The organism is Pseudomonas sp. BF-RE-22, assembly GCF_019956155.1.
In the GTDB taxonomy this organism is placed as follows: domain Bacteria; phylum Pseudomonadota; class Gammaproteobacteria; order Pseudomonadales; family Pseudomonadaceae; genus Aquipseudomonas; species Aquipseudomonas migulae.
On record NZ_JAHBDD010000011.1, the window covers coordinates 349,550 to 373,199 of the forward strand.

The 23,650-nt window shown below is 60.9% G+C and carries 21 protein-coding genes; 11 read left to right on the forward strand and 10 right to left on the reverse strand.

From position 1 onward, the window contains the following. Window positions 1-11: 11 nt before the first annotated feature. On the forward strand, window positions 12-389 hold the full coding sequence (locus KGA82_RS08165) for a glutamine synthetase (protein WP_223450093.1): 378 nt from the start codon (window positions 12-14) through the stop codon (window positions 387-389). On the opposite strand, the gene KGA82_RS08170 is transcribed toward KGA82_RS08165, so the two are convergent. Further along, window positions 386-1,582 (reverse strand): N-acetylmuramoyl-L-alanine amidase, encoded by a 1,197-nt coding sequence (locus KGA82_RS08170; RefSeq protein WP_223450094.1) that lies wholly within the window; start codon window positions 1,580-1,582, stop codon window positions 386-388. The genes KGA82_RS08165 and KGA82_RS08170 overlap by 4 nt on opposite strands. Window positions 1,583-1,667: 85 nt before the next feature. Here KGA82_RS08170 and folE2 point away from each other — a divergent pair, with 85 nt between their 5' ends. Genes folE2 through KGA82_RS08205 form a run of 7 tightly spaced genes read left to right on the forward strand, consistent with a single transcriptional unit; the run spans window position 1,668 to window position 7,807 of the window. Beyond that, window positions 1,668-2,564, forward strand: a complete 897-nt coding sequence (folE2, locus tag KGA82_RS08175; RefSeq protein ID WP_223450095.1) for a GTP cyclohydrolase FolE2 — start codon at window positions 1,668-1,670, stop codon at window positions 2,562-2,564. Next, window positions 2,561-3,229 (forward strand): metal ABC transporter ATP-binding protein, encoded by a 669-nt coding sequence (locus tag KGA82_RS08180; protein ID WP_223450096.1) that lies wholly within the window; start codon window positions 2,561-2,563, stop codon window positions 3,227-3,229. Before folE2 ends, KGA82_RS08180 begins: the two co-directional genes overlap by 4 nt. Then, window positions 3,229-4,095 carry a metal ABC transporter permease gene (locus KGA82_RS08185; RefSeq protein ID WP_223450097.1) on the forward strand — a complete coding sequence of 289 codons (867 nt, stop codon included), beginning with the start codon at window positions 3,229-3,231 and terminating at the stop codon, window positions 4,093-4,095. Before KGA82_RS08180 ends, KGA82_RS08185 begins: the two co-directional genes overlap by 1 nt. Before the next feature lie 11 nt (window positions 4,096-4,106). After that, window positions 4,107-4,982 (forward strand): metal ABC transporter substrate-binding protein, encoded by an 876-nt coding sequence (locus KGA82_RS08190; protein WP_008027481.1) that lies wholly within the window; start codon window positions 4,107-4,109, stop codon window positions 4,980-4,982. Next, window positions 4,979-5,539: a DapH/DapD/GlmU-related protein gene (locus KGA82_RS08195; RefSeq protein WP_223450098.1), complete on the forward strand. Its 561-nt coding sequence runs from the start codon at window positions 4,979-4,981 to the stop codon at window positions 5,537-5,539. The genes KGA82_RS08190 and KGA82_RS08195 overlap by 4 nt, the downstream gene beginning before the upstream one ends. Before the next feature lie 2 nt (window positions 5,540-5,541). Then, the gene (locus KGA82_RS08200; protein WP_192228160.1) at window positions 5,542-6,879 is read left to right on the forward strand and encodes a dihydroorotase; all 1,338 of its coding nucleotides are present in this window, start codon (window positions 5,542-5,544) and stop codon (window positions 6,877-6,879) included. Window positions 6,880-6,901: 22 nt separating this feature from the next. Continuing rightward, window positions 6,902-7,807: a His/Gly/Thr/Pro-type tRNA ligase C-terminal domain-containing protein gene (locus tag KGA82_RS08205; protein ID WP_008041356.1), complete on the forward strand. Its 906-nt coding sequence runs from the start codon at window positions 6,902-6,904 to the stop codon at window positions 7,805-7,807. A gap of 79 nt (window positions 7,808-7,886) precedes the next feature. Here the strand turns inward: KGA82_RS08205 and KGA82_RS08210 are convergent, their stop codons facing one another. Beyond that, entirely contained in the window at window positions 7,887-8,408 is a 522-nt protein-coding gene (locus KGA82_RS08210) for a DUF3617 domain-containing protein (protein ID WP_223450099.1), read from the reverse strand. Between the two features lie 132 nt (window positions 8,409-8,540). Between KGA82_RS08210 and cls the strand changes: the two genes are divergently transcribed. Next, the gene (gene cls, locus KGA82_RS08215; RefSeq protein ID WP_207284992.1) at window positions 8,541-9,980 is read left to right on the forward strand and encodes a cardiolipin synthase; all 1,440 of its coding nucleotides are present in this window, start codon (window positions 8,541-8,543) and stop codon (window positions 9,978-9,980) included. Here the strand turns inward: cls and cfaB are convergent. From cfaB to hflK (KGA82_RS08240), 5 genes are all read right to left on the reverse strand, one after another. Further along, window positions 9,977-11,161 carry a C17 cyclopropane fatty acid synthase CfaB gene (gene cfaB / locus KGA82_RS08220; protein ID WP_223450100.1) on the reverse strand — a complete coding sequence of 395 codons (1,185 nt, stop codon included), beginning with the start codon at window positions 11,159-11,161 and terminating at the stop codon, window positions 9,977-9,979. The two genes, cls and cfaB, sit on opposite strands and share 4 nt — an antisense overlap. A 190-nt stretch (window positions 11,162-11,351) precedes the next feature. Next, entirely contained in the window at window positions 11,352-13,262 is a 1,911-nt protein-coding gene (locus tag KGA82_RS08225; RefSeq protein ID WP_223450101.1) for a cation-translocating P-type ATPase, read from the reverse strand. Next, entirely contained in the window at window positions 13,259-14,317 is a 1,059-nt protein-coding gene (gene hflK / locus KGA82_RS08230; protein WP_223450102.1) for a protease modulator HflK, read from the reverse strand. Before hflK (KGA82_RS08230) ends, KGA82_RS08225 begins: the two co-directional genes overlap by 4 nt. After that, window positions 14,314-15,354: a protease modulator HflC gene (gene hflC, locus KGA82_RS08235; RefSeq protein WP_032828679.1), complete on the reverse strand. Its 1,041-nt coding sequence runs from the start codon at window positions 15,352-15,354 to the stop codon at window positions 14,314-14,316. The genes hflK (KGA82_RS08230) and hflC overlap by 4 nt, the downstream gene beginning before the upstream one ends. After that, window positions 15,351-17,309: a protease modulator HflK gene (gene hflK, locus KGA82_RS08240; RefSeq protein ID WP_223450137.1), complete on the reverse strand. Its 1,959-nt coding sequence runs from the start codon at window positions 17,307-17,309 to the stop codon at window positions 15,351-15,353. Before hflK (KGA82_RS08240) ends, hflC begins: the two co-directional genes overlap by 4 nt. A gap of 217 nt (window positions 17,310-17,526) precedes the next feature. On the opposite strand from hflK (KGA82_RS08240), the gene lpdA reads away from it, so the two are divergent. After that, window positions 17,527-18,927: a dihydrolipoyl dehydrogenase gene (lpdA, locus tag KGA82_RS08245; RefSeq protein WP_008027503.1), complete on the forward strand. Its 1,401-nt coding sequence runs from the start codon at window positions 17,527-17,529 to the stop codon at window positions 18,925-18,927. Window positions 18,928-19,048: 121 nt separating this feature from the next. Here lpdA and KGA82_RS08250 read toward each other — a convergent pair whose 3' ends face one another. Then, a complete protein-coding gene (locus KGA82_RS08250) occupies window positions 19,049-19,522 on the reverse strand; it encodes an Lrp/AsnC family transcriptional regulator (RefSeq protein WP_008027506.1) in 474 nt (157 codons plus the stop codon). A gap of 144 nt (window positions 19,523-19,666) precedes the next feature. On the opposite strand from KGA82_RS08250, the gene KGA82_RS08255 reads away from it, so the two are divergent. After that, window positions 19,667-20,296 carry a LysE family translocator gene (locus KGA82_RS08255; protein ID WP_223450103.1) on the forward strand — a complete coding sequence of 210 codons (630 nt, stop codon included), beginning with the start codon at window positions 19,667-19,669 and terminating at the stop codon, window positions 20,294-20,296. 3 nt (window positions 20,297-20,299) lie between these two features. Here KGA82_RS08255 and KGA82_RS08260 read toward each other — a convergent pair whose 3' ends face one another. Together KGA82_RS08260 and KGA82_RS08265 are read right to left on the reverse strand one after the other, a co-directional pair. Further along, window positions 20,300-22,417: a hypothetical protein gene (locus tag KGA82_RS08260; RefSeq protein ID WP_223450104.1), complete on the reverse strand. Its 2,118-nt coding sequence runs from the start codon at window positions 22,415-22,417 to the stop codon at window positions 20,300-20,302. After that, window positions 22,404-23,600: a DUF3142 domain-containing protein gene (locus KGA82_RS08265; protein WP_223450105.1), complete on the reverse strand. Its 1,197-nt coding sequence runs from the start codon at window positions 23,598-23,600 to the stop codon at window positions 22,404-22,406. The genes KGA82_RS08260 and KGA82_RS08265 overlap by 14 nt, the downstream gene beginning before the upstream one ends. Between the last annotated feature and the right edge of the window lie 50 nt (window positions 23,601-23,650).

Below are 23,650 nucleotides of genomic sequence, written 5' to 3' on the forward strand. Positions count from 1 at the left end.
AGAGAAACCCCATGCGCACTGCCTTGAAATTAACGCTGATAAGCGTTTCGCTGCTGCTCGCCGTAGACGCCTGGGCGCAAATCCCGAGCCTGGCCAGCTGCACCCGCAGCGCTAACCTGCTGGCCTGCGTGGATGCCAACGGCAACGCTTACAGCGTCAACACCGTCGGCAGCACGATCTACTTGCGAGGCTTCGAACGGGCGGGCAAGCGCTATTGGGCGCAAACCAACAGTCGCTACGGGCAACTGACATTCTTCACAGGGATCGCTTCCGACGGCGAAGCCTGGGTGGGCTACAACCGTCGGGTTGGCTGGACCACCATCAACCGGTTTTCCAGTTCCGGTGGCAGCAGTGCCAGGTTCACTTGCAGCCGGATCACCGGCTGCTAGGCCTGCGCTTTTTGCTGTTCCTGCTGCCAGGCGATGTAACTGTTGACCGGCGGATTCTTCTGGAAGTAGCGCTGTAATCCTTCGAACAATCCGTCAGCCACGGCCTGCTGATGCCGCGCCGTGACCAGCCGCTGACTGTCGCGAGCGTTGGAAATGAAGCCGGTTTCCACCAGGATCGAAGGCACGTCCGGCGATTTAAGCACGGCAAATCCTGCCTGCTCCACGCGCTTCTGATGCAACGTGGTGATGCCCGCCAGACTGCCAAGCACCGTGTTGCCCAACTGCAAACTCGCGGCGAGGGTAGCGTTCATCGACATGTCGAGAATCACCCCGGCCAGCATCGGGTCCTTGTCCTTGAGATTGAGCAGGCTGGTGGCGCCCAACAGGTCCGCGCCGTTCTCTCGCTGCGCCATGAAGCGTGCCGTGGCCGACGTCGCTCCGCCCTCAGACAAGCAATACACCGACGCGCCAGAAGCCGTGAGACGCGGCGCCGCATCGGCATGCACCGAGATGAACATATCGGCGTTGTGTTTGCGGGCGATCTCCACGCGCTTGCGCAGCGGGACGAAGAAGTCGTCGTTGCGCACCAGTTTCACGTCGAAGCCCTTCTCCCTTTTCAGCCGTTTGGCCAACAGCTGAGCGATGGACAGCACCACGTCTTTCTCACGCTCGCCTTTGGCGCCGACTGCGCCCGGGTCTTTGCCGCCATGGCCGGGGTCGACCACCACGATGATGTCCCGTTTCGGGTGAGTCTTGTCGATGGCTGCCACGGGCGCGGCGGCTATTTGCAAGGGGGCCGCGGTCTTCAGGTCGAGCACCAGCCGATGACCCTGCCCGTCCTGCGGCGGCAACAAAAAGCTGTTGAGCTGCACCGGGCCGCTGAGGTCGAGGACGATCCGCGTATCGCCCTGACCAAAGTGTCCGGAGCGGATCGAGCGAATCACCGTGTTGCCAAGCACCAGCTGACTGAAGTCGCCACTGACGTTGGCGCCACTCAGGTCAATGATCAGCCGCTCAGGCGCGCTCAGTGAAAAGGTTTTGTACTGCACCGGCCCGCTCAGATCGAACACCAGGCGCAACTTGTCATCCGAGCGCCAGAGCCGCGCGTTGCGAATTTGCGTGGCGCCAACACCGAAGGGCAATGCGAAGGCCGCGCTGGCCAGGATCAAGTTGAGCAAGTGACGTCTGTGCATGGTGAAAGCCGCTCGTGAAAAAGGCGTAGTCGATTTTAATGTAATAACATAACATGTTGAACCGACTTTCACGATGGACCTGCTCATGAATGCGCTGACTCTGCCGGATATCGCCGCGCAGGCCTCACGCCAAGCCCTGCCACTTGAATGGGTGGGCATGTGCGGCATTGCTCTTCCAGTTTTGTTCGATGGCCAACGATTGAGCGCGAAGGCCGATGCGGGCGTGAGCCTCGACGATGGAGAAGCGCGCGGCATTCATATGTCGCGGCTGTACCTGGCGCTGGAAATACTCGAACAGGAACGCCTGACACCCGCCCTGTTGCGGCGTGTCTTGCAGCGATTTCTCGATACCCATGAAGGTCTATCCAACAGCGCTTACCTGAACATTCACGCAGATTTTCTGCTCAAACGGCCAGCGCTGATCAGTCCATTGTCCGGTTGGAAATCCTATCCAGTCAGCATCAATGCGCGTTTGAAAAACGCGATGTTCCACGTGGAACTAAACATCGACATCCCCTATTCCTCAACTTGCCCCTGTTCAGCTGCACTGGCGCGGCAGTTGATTCAGCAGCAATTCGTCGACGACTTTGCCAACCAGCCACTGCAACACGCCGATGTTTTGGCTTGGCTCGGCACCACAAAAGGCATCGTTGCCACGCCTCACAGCCAACGCAGCAATGCGCAGCTGAGGCTGCGTCTCGATGATTATCTCGATGACCTGCCACTGATTGCGCTGATCAACGACGCCGAAGCCGCCCTCGGCACCGCCGTGCAAACCGCGGTAAAGCGCGCGGACGAACAAGCCTTCGCGCTGGCCAATGGTCAAAACCTGATGTTCTGCGAAGACGCCGCTCGCCGTTTGAATCTGGCGTTGAAGCGTTCCCCCGGCATCAATGCCTTCTACTTGAAAGTCGTCCACGCCGAGAGCCTGCACGCCCACGACGCCGTCGCCGAAAGCCGATGGAATTGGGAGGCCGCATGATTCGCTGCGACGCGTTGCGCTGGGGTGCACCGGGCCAACCGCTCACGCCGCCGATAGATTTCGAACTGAACCAAGGCAGTCTGACCGCCGTGATCGGCGCCAACGGCTCAGGCAAAAGCAGCCTGCTGAAAGTCATCGCCGGCCTGCAAAAACCACTGACCGGCAAAGTGATCCTGGATGTTCCACGCAAAGGCTCACTCTCGTTTCTCCCTCAGCAACAGCACCTCGACCGGCAATTCCCGATCAGTCTGCAAGAGTTGGTCGCCGCAGGTTTCTGGGGCAGCAAGCTTTCCCCCGAAGTCCGAAGCCAACGCCTTAAAGCCGTGCTGGAAAACTGGTGCCTGACCGGTCTGGAACAGCGCCCATTGATGGCCCTCTCCGGCGGCGAATTGCAGCGCGCCCTGCTCGCCCGATTGAGCCTCGCCGAAGCGCCCTTGTTGTTGCTCGACGAACCTCACGCAGCCCTCGATGAACTCGGTCAATCACTGCTGTGGAGAAACATCCACGCCTGGCACGCCGAAGGTCGAACCCTGGTGGTCGTGTGTCATGACCTCGCCGCCGTGCGCCAACACATTCCTCAAACGCTGCTGATCAAAAGCAGCGGCTGCGTCCTCGGTTCGAGCACCGAGCTTATCCGCCAACAACCACAGACGCAGGTGGCCTGATGCTCGCCGCTGCCCATCTTTGGCAACCGTTCCACGAGTTCGTGTTCATGCGCCGGGCACTGCTCGGTGGATTGGTGTTGGCCTGCAGCACGGCACCGCTCGGCGTATTTCTGATCCTGCGACGCATGAGTCTGATCGGTGACGCGGTTGCTCACGGCATCCTGCCCGGCGCAGCGCTCGGCTTCTGGTTCGCCGGGTTGAGCCTTCCGGCACTGACCTTCGGCGGCCTCGGTGCGGGCCTGAGCATGGCCGGGCTCGCGGCATGGATCACCCGCCGCACAGGTCTGAGAGAAGACGCGAGCCTCGCCGCAATCTACCCCATCTCACTCGCCAGCGGCGTGCTGATCCTCGGCATCGCCGGTAAACGCCTGGACCTGCTGCACCTGCTTTTTGGCTCGGCGTTGGCGGTCGACGGCCCGACGTTGACTGGCATGTTGTGGGTCTCAGGGCTCAGCCTTATCGTCATGGCGCTCATCTACAAACCGTTGTTGCTGGACACCCTCGACCCACTGTTTCTGCAAACCGTCAGCCGTCTGGGTCCGCTGGCACACGGCGTATTCCTGACATTGGTGGTGCTGAATCTGGTGATCGGATTTCAAGCCATCGGCGCGTTGATGGTCGTCGGTCTGATGATGTTGCCCGCCGCCGCGTCGCGTTTCTGGAGTCGACGCTTGCCCGTGTTGATGGCCATCGCCGGGGTGTTCGGCTGTCTCTCGGTATGGCTCGGCTTGTTGCTGTCGTTCTATTACTCGCTGCCCAGCGGCCCGGCGATCGTGCTGGTGGCTGGCGGCGGGTACCTGCTGTCCGTGGTGTTCGGACCGGTGCACGGCTTGCTGCGCCGCCCGCCCTTGCTCACATCCCAATGAGGTGTTTCCCGATGCGCGCTTTACTCGTGCTGTTCAGTTTGATGCTGTCGATGTCGTTGTCTGCGGCGGAAAAACTGCAGGTGGTCACCAGCTTCAGCATCCTCGCCGACATGACCCATCAGGTCGGTGGCGAGCACATCCAGATCACCAACATGGTCGGCCCCGACGCCGATGCTCACACCTATGAGCCAACCCCGGATGATGCCAAGGCATTGCTCAAGGCCAGACTCATCATCAAAAACGGCTTGGGTTTCGAGCCGTGGCTGGACCGCCTGGTGACCAGCACCGAGACCAAAACCCCGGTCATCAGCGCGAGCCACGGTGTCATCCCACGCTCGCTGGATGAAGATGGCGAGACCGTCCCCGACCCTCACGCCTGGCACAACCTGGCGAACACCGAGCTGTACATCAGCAACATCACCAAGGCGCTGATCGCCGCCGACCCGGCGAACAAAGCCGACTACGTACGCAACAGCCAGGCCTACCTGAAACAGATCTACGCGCTGCTCGCCGAAGCCAAAGCCAAGCTCGGTTCGCTGCCACCGGGCAACCGCAAGATCGTGACGTCCCACGACGCATTCGGTTATCTCGGTCAGGCCTATGGCATCGACTTCATGGCGCCACAAGGTCTGTCCACCGAGCGCGAACCTTCCGCCGCCGAAGTCGCTGCGCTGATCACCCAGATTCGCCAGGCCAAGGTCAAAGCGGTGTTCATGGAGAACATCAAGGACGCCCGCCTGCTCAAGCAGATTGCCGATGAAAGCGGTGCACACATTGGCGGCACGCTGTACTCCGATGCGCTCGCCGCCACCGGTCCGGCGAGCACCTTTACCGGGTTGTTCGAGTACAACCTCAACACCTTGTACGAGGCTTTGAGCAAGCCATGATCCGCAAGAATCCCTCAGGCGATTTGCCGCTGATTGCGGAGTCCGCCTACGTTGATAAGACCGCGATCATCTGCGGCAAAGTGGTGATCGGCGAGAACGTTTTCGTCGGCCCCTACGCGGTGATTCGCGCGGACGAAGTCGACGCCTCGGGCGAGATGGAGCCGATCACCATCGGCGCCAACTCGAACATCCAGGACGGCGTGGTGATCCACTCCAAGTCCGGTGCGGCGGTGACGATCGGCGAGTTCAGCTCGATCGCCCACCGCTCCATCGTTCATGGTCCGTGCTCCGTGGGCGACCGGGTGTTCATCGGGTTCAACAGCGTGCTGTTCAACTGCGCCGTCGGTGATGGCTGCGTGGTGCGGCACAACTCGGTGGTCGACGGTCGCGACTTGCCTGCCGACTTCTACGTGCCCTCTACCACCCGCATCGGGCCCAAGACTGACCTGTCGCAATTCCCGCCGGTGAGCGTCAGCGCCTCGGAGTTTTCCGAAGACGTGGCGCGCACCAACGTCGATCTGGTGCGTGGCTACAAAGCCCTGCAAAACGAGTTCTGACCATGAACAACGTGCTGATTCGCAATGCCCGGCTGGTGAATGAAGGACGTGAGTTTGACGGTGATCTGTTGGTCGGCCATGGTCGCATCGTCAAGATCGCGAGCAGCATCGAAGGGGAAAATGCTGCCGTCGAAATCGATGCTGACGGCCAGTGGTTGATGCCTGGAATGATCGATGATCAGGTGCACTTCCGCGATCCCGGTTCGCCCGACAAGGGCAGTTTCTACACCGAATCGCGAGCTGCGGTGGCCGGCGGCATCACCAGTTTCATGGACATGCCCAACACGAATCCGGCGACCCTGACGCTGGCAGCATTGGCCGACAAGAAGCGCCGCGCAGCGATCAATTCGGTGGCCAACTACGGTTTTCACTTCGGCGTGAGCAACGACAATCTCGACACCGTCGCCGCGCTCAATCCTTGCGAAGTGGCCGGCGTAAAAGTGTTCATGGGCGCGTCCACGGGCAACATGCTGGTAGACGATCCCAAGGTCCTGGAGCGGCTATTCGCCGAGGTGCCGACGATCCTGTTGGCCCACTGCGAACACACGCCCAGCATCGACGCCAATGCGGTGAACCTGCGAGAGCTGTTCGGCGAGCACATTCCCGCAGCAGCCCATCCGCTGATCCGCAATGCCGAGGCCTGCTTCCGTTCGTCCTCGATGGCCGTGGATCTGGCCAAGCGGCATGGCACCCGGCTACACGTGTTGCACCTGACCACCGCCCGCGAACTGGCGTTGTTCGAAGACAAGCCACTGACACAAAAACGCATTACCGCCGAAGTCTGTCTGCACCACCTGCTCTTCGACGATCGCGACTACGCAACGCTCGGCAACTTGATCAAATGCAACCCGGCGATCAAGACTCAGGCCGACCGAGACACCTTGCGCCGGGCCCTGATGAGTGATCGACTGGACGTCATCGGCAGCGATCACGCGCCTCACACCTGGGACGAAAAGCAACGTCCCTACTGCCAGGCACCGTCCGGCTTGCCATTGGTGCAACACGCCCTGCCCGCCCTGCTGGAGTTGGTGGCGGATGACGTTCTACCGATCACCACCCTTGTGGCCAAGACCAGTCACCGTGTCGCCGATCTGTTTGCGATTCCCGACCGAGGCTATTTGCGCGAAGGGTATTGGGCCGACCTGGTGTTGATCAAACCCGAACCTGGTGGCGTTGCCGTCTCCCAACAGCCGATCCTGTCTCAATGCGGCTGGACGCCCTTCGCGCAACGGCGCTTTCGCCACAGCGTGAGCACTACGTTGGTATCGGGGCAAATGGCGTGGCACGACAAATGTCTTAATGACAGCTGCCAGGGTTTACCGCTACGGTTTACACGCTAGTGCAGCACTCGAGAGCACCGACATGATCCACATCACTCTGAGCGATGGTTCATTGCGTGAATACGACCAACCGTTGTCGGTGTACGAGTTCGCCGCGAGCATTGGTCCCGGGCTTGCCAAAGCAGCCGTCGCCGGCCGGGTGGACGGCGTATTGGTGGACTGTCAGTTCTTGATCGAGGCCGATGCCCGGGTCAGCATCGTGACGCCTCAAGAACCCGATGGCCTGGAGATACTGCGCCGCTCCTGCGCATTGATGCTGGCGATGGCCGTGAAACAGCTCTATCCAAAAGCGCAATTGCAGACCGGATCGGCGCTGGGTGACGGGTTCTATTATGAGTTTGCCTTTGAACGACCGTTAAACCTGGACGACCTTGCGGGCATCGAAGCGCGCATGAAGACCCTGGCGGCGACCAATCATTCGATCCGCCGGCGCGAGCCGTCACCGCGTTCCAAGTACATGGAAAAACTTGCGACCTACCTGCTCGGGGACTTCGAATGTGTGTCGATGGGCCCGCATGCTCCGGCAACCAGAGTGTTGCAGGCATTCGCGCTCGATCACATCAGCGGCCTTGCGCCACAGCGGATCTATGGCACGTGCTGGTCTTGCCAGGAGGAACTGGACGACTGGCGGGCACCGCCGCACGTGATGGTCGTGAGCATGGATGATCGCCAAACGGATTACGCACAGTGGGTGACCGAGGCCTTGCGCCGAAGCGGTGTACGCGCCCGTGCGGACCTGCGCAACGAGAAGGTCCGCCACAAGATTCGCGAACACAGCCAGCAAGTGCCGTATCTGGTAGTGATTGGGGAGAAAGAAAAAGAAGGCGGGTTTGTCAGCGTACGCAGTCGTACCGGAGAGGATTTTGGCCGGATGGCCATTGAGGCGGTGTGTGATTGGCTGAGATCAACGGGGATTGCGGGTGCCTGAAATGACGCCTTCGCGGGCAAGCCTCGCTCCTACAGGTTTTATACCGTCCCCGTAGGAGCGAGGCTTGCCCGCGAAGCTTTTAAGCCCTTGGCTTCACTGTCCCGCAATCCTGCCCCAACCACACCGCGCGAGTATCAAGGCTACCCTTCTGCTGAATGCCGGTGGCGTTGAACGTGCCATTCACCTTGGTGGTGAACTCACGATCACTGAGGAATGTGGCGACACCCGCACCCTGCGCTTTCGGGCAGCTGAAGCGGAATTTCCACTGGTTACCGGTGCGCTCGGTGATTTCCTGCTTGCAGCCCGATTGCGGATCCGTCAGCGGAATGTTGTCGGTCTTCACTTGCTCCGGCGTCAGGCAAGCCCGGATCCCCTTGCCGCCCATGGTGATGCCCTGCTTCTCCAGCTGCGCGCGCTGTTCAGGCGTCATCTGGCTCTGTATCTGACCGAGGATCAGTTGCAGATCCGGCAGGTTCTGGTCATCGGCTTTCATGTTGCTCGAGGTCAATTCCCACAAACCCGGCTGCAGCATCTGCGCCTGAGCGGCCACCGGAAGTGCTAAACCTAAAGCTACGGCCAAACCCAGCAGACGAACGTTCATTGAGTAACTCCTGATCGATAGTGGCCGTTAGACGTCAGCCACGAGCTTCGGTTCATGGGCCAATTAAATAGCGACATTCTGCACGGAACATGGTCTGTTAAGCACTGAATCTTCAGGAGCAAGGCTGCCCCCATGGATTACTTTGGACCGCATATTTTCGGTTACCTGATCGCCCTGCTGCACTCGTTAGGCATGATCGCCGCCATTCATGCCGTGTTGACCGTTCGGACCGCTCAGGGCTCGATCGCCTGGGCCTTGTCGCTGCTGTTCATTCCCTACTTCACGCTCATTCCCTATCTGGTCTTCGGCCGCAGCACCTTCGATGGCTACATCAAGGCACGGCGACAGGCCAACGAGGAAATGCGCAAGGCCATCTCCGATTTGAACTGGCGCCCGTGGGTCGAAGAAGCACTGACCGCCCGGGCCTCCAACGCCTACGCATCATTAAGGGCAATGCCAAAACTGGGCCGCATGCCCTGCCTGGCGAACAACGAAGTCAGCCTGCTGATCAACGGCCACGCCACTTTCGAGGCGATCTTCGAGGCCATCAGCCAGGCTAAGGAAGCCGTGCTGATCCAGTTTTTCATCATCCACGACGACCGTCTGGGCCAACGCCTGCAAACCTTGTTGCTGAAAAAAGCCGCCGAAGGCGTTGCCGTTTATTTACTGTACGACCGCATCGGCAGCCACTCCCTGCCCCACAGTTATGTGCAGCCGTTGCGCGATGCCGGTGTCGAGGTCAAAGCCTTCGCGACGCGTAGCGGCTGGCTCAATCGCTTTCAGGTCAACTTCCGCAACCATCGCAAGATCGTCGTGGTGGACGGCGTGTTGGGCTTCGTTGGCGGGCACAACGTAGGCGACGAATACATGGGCGAGAAACCACCCCTCGCCCCTTGGCGCGATACCCACGTGCGGGTGCGCGGGCCGGTGGTGGCGTGCATGCAGGAGTCCTTCGCCGAAGACTGGTTTTGGGCAGCGCGCTCCTTGCCGCCGTTAATACTGCCGGACGCGTATCCGGACAACGGTGTGCTCTGCCAATTGCTTGCCAGTGGGCCGGCAGATTCCTACGAAACCTGTTCGCTATTCTTCGTCGAAGCCATTCACGCGGCGACCGAGCGGGTGTGGATTACCAGCCCCTACTTCATCCCCGATGAAGCGGTGTTTGCCGCCTTGAGGCTGGCGGTTCTGCGCGGCGTGGATGTGCGATTGCTGCTGCCTTCACGACCGGATCACCGCATCGTCTACGCCGCCTCCAGCCTGTATGCCTTCGAAGCCGTGCGCGCCGGTGTGCGGGTATTTCGCTACCAGCCCGGTTTCCTGCATCAGAAAGTGGTGTTGATCGACAGCGAAATCAGCGCCATCGGCAGCGCCAATATGGACAACCGCTCGTTCCGGCTGAATTTTGAAGTGATGTTGCTGACTGTCGACCGAGTGTTTGCCGGCGAGGTGGAACAGATGCTCAACGACGACTTCGACCAGGCGCATGAAGTCGCCAAAGAAGAAAGCCGGGAGACCCACCGCCTGCAACAGGTCGGCATGCGGATCGCCCGGCTTATCTCACCGATACTTTAAGGGTTGTAGATGTCGTCGCGGGTCCAGGGCAGTTCATGGCTGCCATCGGGGTGGGCTTTCACTGCGAGGATCTGGTGCAGGTTGATCCAGCCCCGGGCGAACGCATAAGCACATCCCGCCAGGTACAGCCGCCAGATTCGCAAGGCCTGCTCCGGCACCTGCCGGGCGGCCGCTTCCAGGTTGTCCTCCAGGCGTTCGCTCCAATGGTCCAGGGTGCGCGCGTAGTGCAGGCGCAAACTCTCGACATCGACGATCTCCAGCCCTGCTTCGCTGATCTCGGCAGAGATCATCGACAGGTGCGGCAGCTCGCCGTTGGGGAACACGTACTTCTCGATAAAATCACCCGCGCCGCGTCCCACTGGCCGGCCATCGGTGTGCTTGGCGGTGATGCCGTGGTTCATCACCAGGCCGCCCTCTTTCACCGCGCCGAACAGGGTTTTGCAGTACTCGGCCAGGTTCTCGTGCCCCACATGCTCGAACATGCCGACGCTGACCACTTTATCGAAGCGCCCGTCTTGAGGCAGATCGCGGTAGTCCAGCAGTTGCAGCTCGACCAGATCGTCGAGGCCTTCCTCCTTCACCCGCTCACGGGCCAGGGCCAGTTGCGCTTTGCTCAGTGTGATCCCGAATACCTTCGCGCCAAACTCCCGCGCCGCATAGCGCGCCAAACCGCCCCAGCCACAGCCTACATCCAGCAGATACTCGCCAGGTTGCAGGCGTAGTTTGCGACACAGGTGGCGGAATTTGGCTTGCTGGGCCTGCTCAAGCGTTTCGCTGCCGGTCTCGAAATAGGCGCAGGAATACGCCATGTCACTGTCGAGCCACAGCTGATAAAACGCGTTGGAAAGGTCGTAGTGATAGGAAATCGCCTTGGCGTCGGTTTCCTTGTCGTGGGCGGTGCGAACAGGCTGACTGTCGAGGTCGCCCAGCAAGGCCTGACTCCATTCATCAACGACGCGGATAACCTCGCTGATGGAGCCTTCCAGCTCAAGTTTGCCCTCGACGAATGCCGCTCCGAGCGCATCGAGGCTGGGATGAGTCAACTGGGTAACCATTTGTGGGTCCTTGACCACAATCGTGACGCTGGGCGTCGGCCCCAGATTAAATTCATGGCCGTCCCAGAGTCGCAGGCGTAGCGGTAACTGCAGATTCTGTAAGGCCGGTGGAAGTTGCGCGAGCATGGAATATCCCCCTTGTTTCAGACGTCTGATGTGAGGGTAGACCATCCTTGAAAAATAGCAGGCTATCGATTTAATAGCCGTCTTCTATGATTTGCAGCGCTTGAAACAAACGCCGCAAAATCACAGAAGTGATTGCCCTCACACTAGATGACTGCGAATTTCGCGCACAGTTCTGAAATGTTCACATCCCTCAGACGTCTTCCTTCATCTTGAGCAACGGCTCCTGGAAACGCAGCAGCCGCCCGGCGTTGCCCAATACCAGCAACGTGCTCAGGTTATGCAGCAGCGCAGCAATCATCGCCCCTGCCGCACCGAGCCAGCCGAAGGCAGCGAAAGCGACAATTGCCAGTGTCCAGCCCAGACCGATGATCACGTTGACCTGCAAGGTTTGCCGGCATTGGCGACTCAAACGTACGCAAGTGCCGAGCCGACGCAGGTCGCTGCCGATCAGCACGATGTCGGCTGAAGCCAAGGCAATATCCGCACCGCCCGCCCCCATGGCGACGCCCACCACACCGGCCTTGAGTGCCAGCGAATCATTGATGCCATCGCCGACCACCATCGGCCGGAAGCCGCTGCCGATTTCTTTCAGCACACGGTTGAGTTTGTCCTCGGGCAAGGCCTGGGCTTCGACATCGCTGATCCCGACATCCAGGGCCAACGTATTCGCGACGCTTTGGCGATCGCCGGTGAGCAACAATTGCCGGCCCAACCCGAGTTCTCGCAATTCACTCAAGGCGAATCGCGCTTCAGGTTTGACGCTGTCCGCGAGCAACAGCCAGGCCAGGAATTCACCGTTGAGCGCCAAGCCGGCAATCGGGCCATCGTGTTCAGGAACCGCTGAAGTGGCGATTGCCAATTGCGCGAACAACTCCGGCCGCCCGAGTGCTGCTTCGCCCTGTTCGGTCATCGCTACCACGCCCAGGCCCTGACGTTCGTGAATGTCCGTGAGCAGCAGAAAATGTTCCTGGCTAACCAACCCGGCGAGCGCGCGACTGACCGGGTGACTGCTGGCGGAACCCAGGCTGGCAGCCAGTTTCAACACGTGATTGCGATCTTCCAGCGGACTGTCGATCGATTGCAGGCGCAAGGTGCCGAAGGTCAGCGTCCCGGTCTTGTCGACCACCAGCGACGTCAGATCCGCCAGCTCTTCGAGAAACGCCGAGCTGCGGATCAGAATCCCATGTCGTGCGGCAACCGCGACGCCGGCAATCGCCGTGGCCGGTGCCGACAACACCAACGCACATGGACAGGCTGCCACCAACACCGCGAGCATCGCTTGCGCATCGTTGGTGATGAACCAGGTCACTGCGGCCAGCAACAACACCAGCACCATATAGCTACCAGCGTAGCGCTCCAGCAAACGGGTGATTGGCGGCTTGGAACGCTCGGCGCTTTGCATCAGCGCGATGACTTTACCGAGTGTCGATTCGTTGCCGGTACGGGTCACTTCAATGCGCAGCAGGCCATCAAGGTTGATCGCCCCGCCGAACACCGTCATGCCGACGCCCGCCTCCACCGGCACCGACTCGCCCGTGATCGATGCGGTATCGAGACTCGCCTGACCGGAGAGCACACGACCATCGGCCGGCACTCGATCACCGGCGCGGACCTCCACGCGGTCGCCAGCCTTGAGTGTGCCGTTGTCGACTTCGACGATGGTGCCATCCGCCTGAACCTTGCGCGCATGGCTGCGCGTCAGTTTGCCGAGTGCGTGAATCGCCTCCTGGGAACCGATCACGCTGCGCTCTTCCAACACATGGCCGAAGATCATGATGATCGGCAACAACGCAGCGGTCAGTAGATCGCCAGTTGCCCAGGCACCCAACATCGCCAACGCAATCAACTGATCAGTGATCCCGTGCAAGCTGGGATAACGCAGGCTGTACCAGGCCGAACGCATCACCGGCACGGCCACCAGCAACGAGGCAAAACCCAGCAGCAATTGACTGACGCCCGTCTGCTCCGGCGACCACCAGCGCCAGATCAAACCGAGCGCCAGCAAGCCGAGCGCGAGCATGGCCAAGGTCAGCTGGCGTGCAGCGCTGCGTTGTTCGGCCGAGGACAACATGCTCGGTGCGGCGGCGGTTTGGGCGGTCATTGTGCAGCTCCCTGAATGATCAGGCGGGAATCGTCTTTCGGATTGACCGTGGTCACCGAGCCGGCCTGATCGAGGATTTTCGGCAAGCGTTCGCGGTAAATGCGCAACAGCATTTGCGGGTCGGTGCCTTGTTGTTGCGCCTTGGCCAGGCTCAATACCGTGGCCGTGTCGGCGGAGGCTTTGGCCAGCCGTTCGCTGGCTTGAGCGTGGGCGACTTGCAGCGCACGGTCGGCTTGCTCGTTGGCGGCCTGGGTGAGTTTCTCGGCTTCAGTGCGGGCATTGGCCACGGCTTTATCGGCTTGCTGACTTGCCGTCAGAACGGCGTTGAAAGCATTGACCGCAGGTCCTGGCAGACTCGACTGCACATCCACGCGCGCCACTTCGATCCCCAGCCCCTGCCCCGTTGCGGTCAATTGCGCGAGTCGTTGATTGATGCCTTGTACCAAATCCCCGCGCAGGCGTTCGCGTCTTTCCGCCGCTTGATTATCCGCGCCGATCAACTCAGGGCGCGCCACCAGGATAGTGTCCAGATCTCGTGCGGCGGTGAGTGCCACGGCGCTGCGAGTCACCAGGCGATCCAGTGCCGGCAGCATGTGTTCACCTTGAACAACGAACGCATACGGTTCGGTGACTTTGTAAAACACCCGCACATCCAGTTGCACCACACCTGCGTCACCCGTCAGCAGATAACCGGAACCTGCCAGCGCATCACTGAGCGGCGTGGCGAAAGTGGCTGCTCGGTCGGCCTGCAGCGCGGCATCGCTGCGCAGTAGATTATCGACCCGACGCTCGATCACCCGATCTGCCGCCGGCAACAAAACCACCTGCTCGAACGGCCTCGGCCACGCCAACAGCAGACCGGCATTCTGAATGCGATCCAGCGCGCCAAAGTGCAACACCACCGCGCGATTTTGCGGGTCGATTTGCCGCACGTTGGAGAATGCCCACGCCAACGCGGCCAAGACTGTCACCGCATACAGGGCGAGAAAAGCCAATCGCCCGGCCTGAATCCAGGGGCTGCTTAACTCATTTGTTCCACGTGGAACCAAACTCATGGCTGCGATCCGGACTTGTTATCGAGCGTCGGCGGACCGTCAACCAACACCCGGAACGGCGCGGCATCGGTTCGCAGAATCAGTTTGGTGCCAGGTGTGACGATGGTGCCCAAGGTGTCGAGGGAGCGCAGCAAGTTATACAGCTGCGGCGAACCCGCGTAAGCGCGGCCGTAAATCTGTGCGGCTTCGACCCGGGATTGAGCCTCGATGTCGGCAGCTTTTACTGTCGCATCGGCCTGGACGATTCGCGCATCACGCTCGGCAGCAGAGCGAATTTGCGCCGCTTCACGTTTGCCGATGGCCGTGCGTTCGGTGGCGATTGTTTCACGCTCGGCGCGCATGCGATCGACGGTGGCGGTCAGGGTCACCGACGGCAAGGTCAATCGTTCGATGCCGACTTGCAGCACACGAACGCCATAAGTGGCGAGTAACTGCTGATCGATTTGCTGACGCAACTGCGCTTCAAAATCAGCGATGTGCACCTGGCTGGCATCGGTGTTCACCAGATTGGCCAGGTCAAAACTGCTGGCCGTGGTTTCCAGCGCCGAGCCGACGAAGGTGCGAATCTGCCGCGCCGCTTCGTCCGGCTGATTCTGCACGGCGCGCATGAAGCGCTGCACATTGTCCGGATCGCCCTGCACCTGCCACGCCACGTAAGCCTGAACGATGATGCGCAAACCGTCGCGCGTACCCACATCCTGCAAACCACTGGACGTGGTGCGCAAACGCAGATCGACCGGAATCGCCGCTTCAAAAGGCGCGGGCCAACGCCAGCCCAGCCCCGGCTCCAGCAACACCCGCGACGGATTGCCGAAGCGCGTGATCACCGTGGCTTCGCCGGAGCGCACCTGCACCAGGCTTGCAGCCGCGATGGCAAACGCCACCAGCAACGCCGCCCACCCCATGCGCCGCCACGGGAATGGACCCGCTTCCTGCGGATCGCCGTGGTGGTGATGGTGATGCCCGTGATGATGCCCGCCATGACCGTGATCGTGGCCGGCGTGATCATCGTGATCGTGAGTGTGCGACTGGCTCAATTGGCAGCTCCTGGCTGAGCAGTTTTACGCGCCGATGCAGGGTCAACCGGCAGCGTGAAAGTACGGAGGTCGATGGTCGGCGCGTTGCCGCTGCCGCCCAGACGATGATCGAGAACCAGCAACCTGGCGTTGGTCAGGCCTTGGGAGAGCTGGCTGAAATACTGTTCCAGCACGAAAGCCTGGCCCGCGCTGGCGTAGGCCTTTTGCTCGGCGCTGAATTTCAGATCGGCCGCTTGCGCAGCCGCATTGATTTCACGCGCGCTGGCCGTCGCTTGATCCCGTGCGATGCTGGCCTGCAATTGCGCCTGATTGGTGGCCTCTGCAGCTGCGCCGCGCTCACGCGAGATCAGGGCCTGCGCAGCAATTTGCGCCGCTTGCACACCGTGATAAGCGTTGGCCGCGCCGGCCGGTGGGTGAATCGCTTCAACCACAGTCGCGAGAATCTCCACGCCGCTGTCGAGCTTTTCCAGGTCCGCTTGCACCGCGCGGCCAATCTCTTCGGCGAGCCCTACCCTGTCCTCACCGAGCAGACCGTCGAGGGTACGAGACGCGAAGTCGTGCACCAGAATCCGGCTGGCGGTGCTGCGGATCAGTGTCGGCACGTTGGCGCTGTTGTACGTCGCGGCCAACGCCGCTTGATCCGTGAGGCCGATGCGATAGACGAAACGCACGTCCATGTTGACGATCTGGAAGCTCTGTTTGTCGGCGCGACTGCTGGCAATCACCTGAGACTTGTCGTTCACGTGGCTGGCGTCCCACAAGCGATTGGCCGTCGTCGGCGCCGGACCTTCAGCCGGTTCAGCCACAATCGGCGCCGCCGCTTCGCCAACACTGGTGGCCAACTCGTGAACCACGCCGTTCTCGACACTCAACACTCGACCCAGCGGCCACGGCAGACCTGCGTGCAAACCGGGGCCGAAGACCTCCACCGGTTTGCCGAAACGCTCATAGATGCCCCGCCCCTGCAGGGAAATTTCGTGAATGCCGGTGAGCGACCAACCGACCAGTGCCACCACCGCCAGTACCGGAACGAATGCCCGGCGCATGTAAGTGAAGGCCCAGATCTGTCGCAGATCGATGCCGAAGCGGTTATGTAATTCGTGTTGCAGCGCCAGCAACGGTTGGGGTGGCCAGCGCAGCATGTCGGCGACGAAGCTTCGCGCCAGCAACGCAGGTTCGAGTTGTTCACGCTGCGGACTGAACAGTGACAACACCGCGCGTAGCAGCAGTTCGACCGCAACCAGAACCGGCAGCAGGCCAATCAGTACAGCCAGACGTACCGGCCAAACCGACGCTTCGCTGCCGAACAACAGGCACAGCGCGCCCAGCACAAGACAGATGATTGCCACGCGCGTCAGCTGCGCAAGCGAACCTGCTTCGGGCCACTGGGCCACGTTTTCCTGGGCAAGTTGTCGCTCCAGCACCAGCAAACCGAAGGCCAGCAGTAACGACAAGGCCGCCGCGACACTCGCGGAAAAACCGAGCGCAGCGGGAGGCAGGGCCAGGTTCCAGACTTGATTGATGCTGAACACTACCAGCAGCGCCCAAGCGCCAAGCCACAGCGTCGAAGCGCCGATCTGCGCCAGCAGCCGCAACCATCGCTGGCTGATCCGCTCCAGTAGCCGTTCATACCAGCCCTCCGGCGGCGATTCAGCGGCGACTTCCACAGGGAGCATCGCCGGGTTCATCGCCCTTTCACGCCACCGTGTCACCCACCACGCCGATTGCAGCCCGGCGACCAGCACCAGCAAACCGGCGCTCTGATTGACCAGCACCGCAGGCCAAAGCGACTGCGGCGCAAACAGCCCGACGAAAAATGCCAGCACCCAGCCTGCCCCTGCGAGCGCGCCGAGGCCGATTGCCAACTGCCGCAATCGCCGCCCTTGAAAGACTGCCTGCTGAAAGCGCGGCAGCCCGGCTACCGTTGCGCCCTCAATCTCGAGATCGACTTGCATACCACCCCAGTGATTTTCTTTGCTCACGTCGCAATTCGTTACGATATAACGAAAACCGTGAAATTTTCGTACTAAATCTCTTTATCTAAAGACGCTCAACCTGTCGCTTGGCTGAAGCCTTGACCGAAAGGCGTGGCTGCGCACATATTACGCTCGTAATTTTATTCAGGAACTACGTTTATCCAGCCCGATTCCCATCCAATTCAGGAGTACATCCATGAGCAACTATGACGTCGTGATACTGGGCGGAGGCCCCGGCGGCTATAACGCGGCAATTCGCGCCGGCCAGTTGGGCCTCAAAGCCGCCTGTGTCGAAGGCCGCGCCACCCTCGGCGGCACTTGCCTGAACGTCGGTTGCATGCCGTCCAAGGCATTGCTGCATGCTTCTGAATTGTATGACGCGGCCATGGGCGCGGAATTTGCCAACCTCGGTATCGAGGTCAAACCCACGCTGAACCTCGCGCAAATGATGAAGCAGAAGGATGACAGTGTTGCCGGGCTGACCAAGGGCATCGAGTTTCTGTTCCGCAAAAACAAGGTCGACTGGATCAAGGGCTGGGGCCATATCGACGGGCCGGGCAAAGTCACGGTAACGGACAGCCAGGGCGGCAAGACTGAGCTGAGCGCCAAGGACATCATCATTGCCACCGGCTCCGAGCCCACTCCCCTGCCCGGCGTGGACATCGACAACACGCGCATCCTCGATTCCACAGGTGCGCTTTCTTTGTCCGAAGTGCCCAAGCATCTGGTGGTGATTGGCGCCGGGGTCATTGGCCTGGAATTGGGCTCGGTGTGGCGGCGTTTGGGCGCACAGGTGACCGTGGTCGAGTTTCTCGACCGGATTTGCCCTGGTGTGGACGGCGAAGCGGGCAAAACCCTGCAACGTTCGTTGAGCAAGCAAGGCATCAGCTTCAAGTTGAGTTCGAAAGTCACCCGCGCCACGACCTCGGCGAACGGCGTTCAGCTCAGCGTCGAACCGGCCGCCGGAGGTGCTGCCGAACTACTCGAAGCCGATTACGTGCTGGTCGCCATCGGGCGCCGGCCTTACACCGAGGGGCTGGGGCTGGAAAACGTCGGCCTCGCCACGGATAAACGCGGCATGCTCGCCAACAAGGGTCATCGCACTGAAGCGGCAGGCGTATGGGTCATCGGCGATGTCACGTCGGGGCCGATGCTCGCGCACAAGGCCGAAGATGAAGCCATGGCCTGTATCGAGCAGATCGTCGGCAAGGCAGGCGAGGTCAATTACGACCTGATCCCCAACGTCATTTACACCAGGCCGGAGCTGGCCAGCGTCGGCAAGACCGAAGAGCAACTCAAGGCTGAGGGCCGCGCGTACAAGGTCGGTAAATTCCCCTTCACCGCCAACAGCCGGGCGAAGATCAACCACGAGACTGAAGGCTTCGCCAAAGTGCTGGCCGATGAGCGCACTGACGAGATTCTTGGCGTGCACCTGGTAGGCCCGAGCGTCAGTGAAATGATTGGCGAATATTGCGTGGCTATGGAGTTCAGTGCTTCGGCTGAAGATATTGCCCTGACCTGTCATCCACACCCGACCCGCTCCGAGGCGTTGCGCCAGGCGGCGATGAATGTGGAGGGGATGGCGACGCAGATGTAGGGCTGGAGACCTGTTGAGACTGATCTACCGCCATCGCGAGCAGGCTCACTCCCACACTAGCTTTGTGTACACCATAGAACCAATGTGGGAGCGGGCTTGCTCGCGAAGGGGGCAACCCGGTCTAGAGCGGCAAGTGTTCCAACGGCAACGCCCCCGGCGTTTTCACCGTGTGAATCGCAAAGTTGCTGCGGATGTCGCTCACGCCCGGCAACTTCAGCAAACGCCCGGTGAGAAAGCGGTCATAAGCACGCAAATCCGGCACCACCACCTGCAACAGAAAATCCGATTCCCCTGACACCAGAAACGCCGAAATCACCTCGGGCAACGCCATCACCGCCACACGGAAGGCTTCGGCCTGTTCGTCGTTGTGGCGTTCGACCTTGACCCCGACAAACACCGTCAGCCCCAACCCGACTTCATCGCGATCCAGATTGGCCTGATAGCCGCGAATCACCCCGGCCTCCTCCAACATCCGCACCCGACGCAAACAGGGGGACGCGGACAGACCAATCTCGTCAGCCAGTTGTACGTTGCTCAGACGACCGTCACGTTGCAGGGCCGCGAGAATTTTTCGGTCGTAAGCGTCCAGTTTCATGCTTGGCAGATCCTGATGGTTCATGCGTCAAAGAATGGCAGGTTATGCCAATTCAAGACTGTTTAGAAGCAAACTACGCAACCACCTGCCCTGTGCTTCAGCCCTAGACTGGCGCTACCGAATCGACAACGAAAGGGGTGCAGCATGGCGGGGTTTTGGCTGTTTTTCATGGCACTGGCAGTGGTTTACCTGCTCCCAGGCCCGGACATGATTCTGCTGCTGCAAACCGGCGCTCGTCAGGGCAAAGGCGCGGCGCTGGCCACGGCGGTGGGATTGGGCATTGCCCGGGGTTGTCATGTGGCGTTGGCGGCACTGGGGCTGGCGGCACTGTTCAAGGCCGCGCCCTGGACGTTCGATTTGGTGCGCCTGGCCGGGGCCGCGTACCTGTTGTGGATCGGCATTCAATGCCTGCGGACCACGATGCTCCCGAACCTGAACGGTGCAGATTCAGCCTGTGGAAAACCTCGTTGGCGCGAAGCCATTCAGCGCGGATTGTTGACCAACCTGCTGAACCCCAAGGCGCTGCTGTTCTGCTCGGTGCTGCTGCCGCAGTTTATCGATCCGCATGCAGGGCCGGTGCTCGCACAATTCGCGACCCTGGGCGTGGTGCTGGTCAGTGTCGGTTTGTTGTTCGACAGCGCGTACGCCTTGGCCGGCGCCGCGCTTGGCCGCTGGCTGCAACGCAGTCCTTCGGCCCAGCGCGTACAGCAGTGGTTGTTTGGCAGCCTGTTGATTGGTTTTGCCCTGCGACTGACCTTTGTTCAACAGGTTTGAACCTTACTGCGACTTACGGCGACGACGATTGATCAGTAACAATGCCGCTACCGTGACCGCCAACACACCGCCGATCTGCAAAGTTTTTTTGTAAGGCCGCAGCTCGGAGCGCACGGCGTCGGTGACCTGGGTGACGTAGCGCTTGTCGGCGCGCTGAAAGTCCGGGTCCTGGCATTGGTGACCGAAATCACCCGCCCAGACGACATACGGGCCTTCCTCGACATAACGACGGTAGAACGCGCTTTGCTCTTGCAGGTTCGTACCCCACGACGAAGCCTTGCACAGCACCGACGCGAAAGCCTGGCTGCTGTGGGGCAAAAGATCAGCCGCTTTACTCGCCAGCGCGGTGGCAACAAACCGGTAATGGAAACGCTCATCAGGTTGCGCCAACGTGGCTTGCTGGCGTTTCACCTCACCCTCGGCCATCAATGGGCCGACCTTGAGCTCGGGAGCCTCGAGACTGTAATTACCACCGAAAGTGGCGTAATCCGGAGACATCTCGTAGCCCAACAGCTCCATTCCGTCGAAACGAGCCACTGTCGCGGCATGGTAATAAGCGAATGCCCGTTTGGTTGGCCACCATTTCGACTCGGCGTCGTGGCGCAACTCCCCGTACCACTTGGCCTTGGCCTGCAAGTTGGCATTGTCGAAATAGCCTGGCGCCTCATCATAACGGCCCTCACGCAGCAATCGCCGCCCCAGCAGGTTGCGCAACTTCGCCGCCACCGACAACGGCACGTAGTTATCGCGATCCTCCTGAGTCAGTGCTGGCGGCGCCGGCACTTGAGTGTCGACGTAGTGCTTGAGCTCATCGACGGTCAGCACACGCTCAGCGACGGTCGCAGCGTCGAACCAGTAAATGTCATTGCTGCGATAAAGCTGATCGAATGCCTGCAAATAATCCCCACGTTGCAACGCCAGGATCGCGCTTTCCCCCTCGACGCGGCACTTGGGCTGAAGCGTTTCGAAATCCCAGTCCGGTGTCCGTCGCTCGCCCCAGGATTCGTTCTGCGGGAAGGCCTGGGCAGCCTTGGCGTACGCGGCGGCGGCAGCCGTTTTATCACCCTCGCGCATCGCCAGTTTCGCCCGCAGCCACCATGCCAGGCCACCGTCACCGGCGTGTTCAAGAAATGCCTTGGCGCTGGCGTAATCGCCCTGTTGATAATTCACGGCGGCCAGTCGATCAGCATTGTCGAGGCTACCGCGCGTGCTGTTTTGCAGCAGTTTGATCAGTTTTTGTTCGTTTGGCGGTTGATCACCAAATGACCAACCCAACCGGCTGATCAGTGACGCCGTGACCAGCTGCTGCACCGGTTTGCCTTTAAGCAACGCGGCCAGTTGCTCGTCGGGCATCGCCGCCAGATCGGCCATCAACAGCTTCAATGAGGTGTAACCCACTGCGGAACCGTGGAGGTTTTGCGTGGCGTAGAGTTTTATAGCGTTGTCCCAATCGCCCGCCGTGCGAGCGACACGCGCCTCTTCGCCGAGGCTGGCGACGCCCAGCTCCAATGGGTCGCTGAAACCGTCGATGCTCAACTGGCGCGCCTGCTCAAAGGCCTTGCGCGACTGCGTCAGCAGATCGGGTGCGGCGTCCGCTTCGCTGCTCATGGCAAACAGCGCCCGGCCCAGCGAATAAGCGGCCCACGTGCTGCGCAACGCGCGTTGATCCGCCGGCAATGCGAGCACTTTCTGGAAGTAATCGGCGGCCAATCCATGGTCACCGGCGCTGAACGCCACGGCGCCCGCCAGATAGAGCCTGTGCTCGGTCGGCAGGCCTGCGCCCTGCGCCTCGACCTGATGAGCATCGCTCAGCGTGCGCAGTTCTTTGACCAACGCCTGCTGCGGCACCGTCAAACCAGCCTGTTCGGCGTCGTCGCGCTGCACGGCATAGTCAGGCGCGTCCATGCTGTAGACGACTTCGCTGACGCTCTTCAAACCCGTAATCGCCTGCCCGAGACGACTGATCTCGAACCGGAAGTTGCCTTCCGGCAGCTCCGCCATCGACTGGCCCCGGTTGTCGAGCAGGCGCATAGGGAAATCCGGCCCGCAGGCCACTGCCGAACCCAGTGGAAAACCGAGGCTCAGGCAAAGCAAATGGCGGGGCCAGTTACGGGTGAACATTCGAACCTCCTTGATCAATGTTTGTGCAGCGCGCCCAACCGATGGCGCGCTGCCCACCGGCCGGGATCCGACCGTCGCGCAGGCGGGTGAAGGTAAGCAGATCCGGGCTTTGTTGCAACGCATAACCGGCCAGGGCATCGGCGCCCTCACAACCTCGCGCGGCGAGCGTCAGGCGTTCGGGCCAGGCACTGTCGAGGTTGCCTTGATTGCTGATGCTGACGTCATAGAGGCCATCCTGCGCCGAGAGTTTCAGCGTCAGGCGACTATCGAGGGCATCGCCACGGGCCACGGCGCGCAAGGTCGTCAGGCTCCAGGCCCGGCGATCATTGACCAATGGCAGGCGAAACCAGATCAGCCCGGCCAGATGAGCCGGCGGATCGTCGCGCAACTGGGTGGCAAGTGTGCTCAGTTGCTGCGGATCGGCCAGCAATTCCCGGCGCTCGCCGACGCGCTCAATGGGCACTTCGCTTTCCACGTCGAGTGCGCCGCCGGCCTGCGGCAACAACGCTACGCCATAGGCCGGCAGCGCCAGATAAAAAGGTTTCGACGTGATGCGGCTCCAGGCGCCGGCCCATTTTCTGGCCTGATCCGGGTCAAACAATCCCATGCGCGGGTCGCTCACCGCATGTACCTGCAACACGCTGCTATCGACTGTGGATAACAATGCAGGCAGTTCAGGACTGTCGAGCCACGCCGGCAGCGCGGTAATGCTCAACGGTATGGAAGCCGGCAGCACCGCGCGCAAATCCGTGAGGAATTTCCGATAAGCCGGTAGCCGAGCGTTCCCGGCATCGTGGTCGATTTCCACACCGGAGAGCACCAGCCCCTGCGCCTGCCAATCGCTGAGCACTTGCAGGATCTGCGCAGCGACCTCGTCCTGATCCAGCGACTTGAGCTGGCCATCGAGACGAATCACCGCAATCAGCGGCCGGCCATCCCGGTTGAGCAGCACCGGGTCGATTCGCGCCCGGTTCCAGCCCGCCTTGGGGAATGCCTGCAAGGCCAGCACCCGCAGGGTCGAAAAATCCGCACGGCTGTCTTTGAGTGCGGCTTCGTGGGCCGGCGTCCATTGTCGTTGCCATACATAAAGTTGCTGATCGAGCGGCGGTGCGTCCTGTTGTTCGCAACCGCTAAGCAAAGCCAGCATCACCAGCAAGCCTGACAGGCGAGCGAGAAAAACCATAAAACTCCTAAGCCTGAATCTCATCTTGTAGGAGCGAGGCTTGCCCGCGA

Coding starts and splice junctions, on each gene's coding strand:
- KGA82_RS08165 (WP_223450093.1), top strand. CDS start 12: ATGCGCACTGCCTTGAAATTAACGCTGATAAGCGTTTCGCTGCTGCTC.
- KGA82_RS08170 (WP_223450094.1), bottom strand. CDS start 1,582: ATGCACAGACGTCACTTGCTCAACTTGATCCTGGCCAGCGCGGCCTTC.
- folE2 (WP_223450095.1), top strand. CDS start 1,668: ATGAATGCGCTGACTCTGCCGGATATCGCCGCGCAGGCCTCACGCCAA.
- KGA82_RS08180 (WP_223450096.1), top strand. CDS start 2,561: ATGATTCGCTGCGACGCGTTGCGCTGGGGTGCACCGGGCCAACCGCTC.
- KGA82_RS08185 (WP_223450097.1), top strand. CDS start 3,229: ATGCTCGCCGCTGCCCATCTTTGGCAACCGTTCCACGAGTTCGTGTTC.
- KGA82_RS08190 (WP_008027481.1), top strand. CDS start 4,107: ATGCGCGCTTTACTCGTGCTGTTCAGTTTGATGCTGTCGATGTCGTTG.
- KGA82_RS08195 (WP_223450098.1), top strand. CDS start 4,979: ATGATCCGCAAGAATCCCTCAGGCGATTTGCCGCTGATTGCGGAGTCC.
- KGA82_RS08200 (WP_192228160.1), top strand. CDS start 5,542: ATGAACAACGTGCTGATTCGCAATGCCCGGCTGGTGAATGAAGGACGT.
- KGA82_RS08205 (WP_008041356.1), top strand. CDS start 6,902: ATGATCCACATCACTCTGAGCGATGGTTCATTGCGTGAATACGACCAA.
- KGA82_RS08210 (WP_223450099.1), bottom strand. CDS start 8,408: ATGAACGTTCGTCTGCTGGGTTTGGCCGTAGCTTTAGGTTTAGCACTT.
- cls (WP_207284992.1), top strand. CDS start 8,541: ATGGATTACTTTGGACCGCATATTTTCGGTTACCTGATCGCCCTGCTG.
- cfaB (WP_223450100.1), bottom strand. CDS start 11,161: ATGCTCGCGCAACTTCCACCGGCCTTACAGAATCTGCAGTTACCGCTA.
- KGA82_RS08225 (WP_223450101.1), bottom strand. CDS start 13,262: ATGACCGCCCAAACCGCCGCCGCACCGAGCATGTTGTCCTCGGCCGAA.
- hflK (WP_223450102.1), bottom strand. CDS start 14,317: ATGAGTTTGGTTCCACGTGGAACAAATGAGTTAAGCAGCCCCTGGATT.
- hflK (WP_223450137.1), bottom strand. CDS start 17,309: ATGCAAGTCGATCTCGAGATTGAGGGCGCAACGGTAGCCGGGCTGCCG.
- lpdA (WP_008027503.1), top strand. CDS start 17,527: ATGAGCAACTATGACGTCGTGATACTGGGCGGAGGCCCCGGCGGCTAT.
- KGA82_RS08250 (WP_008027506.1), bottom strand. CDS start 19,522: ATGAAACTGGACGCTTACGACCGAAAAATTCTCGCGGCCCTGCAACGT.
- KGA82_RS08255 (WP_223450103.1), top strand. CDS start 19,667: ATGGCGGGGTTTTGGCTGTTTTTCATGGCACTGGCAGTGGTTTACCTG.
- KGA82_RS08260 (WP_223450104.1), bottom strand. CDS start 22,417: ATGTTCACCCGTAACTGGCCCCGCCATTTGCTTTGCCTGAGCCTCGGT.
- KGA82_RS08265 (WP_223450105.1), bottom strand. CDS start 23,600: ATGGTTTTTCTCGCTCGCCTGTCAGGCTTGCTGGTGATGCTGGCTTTG.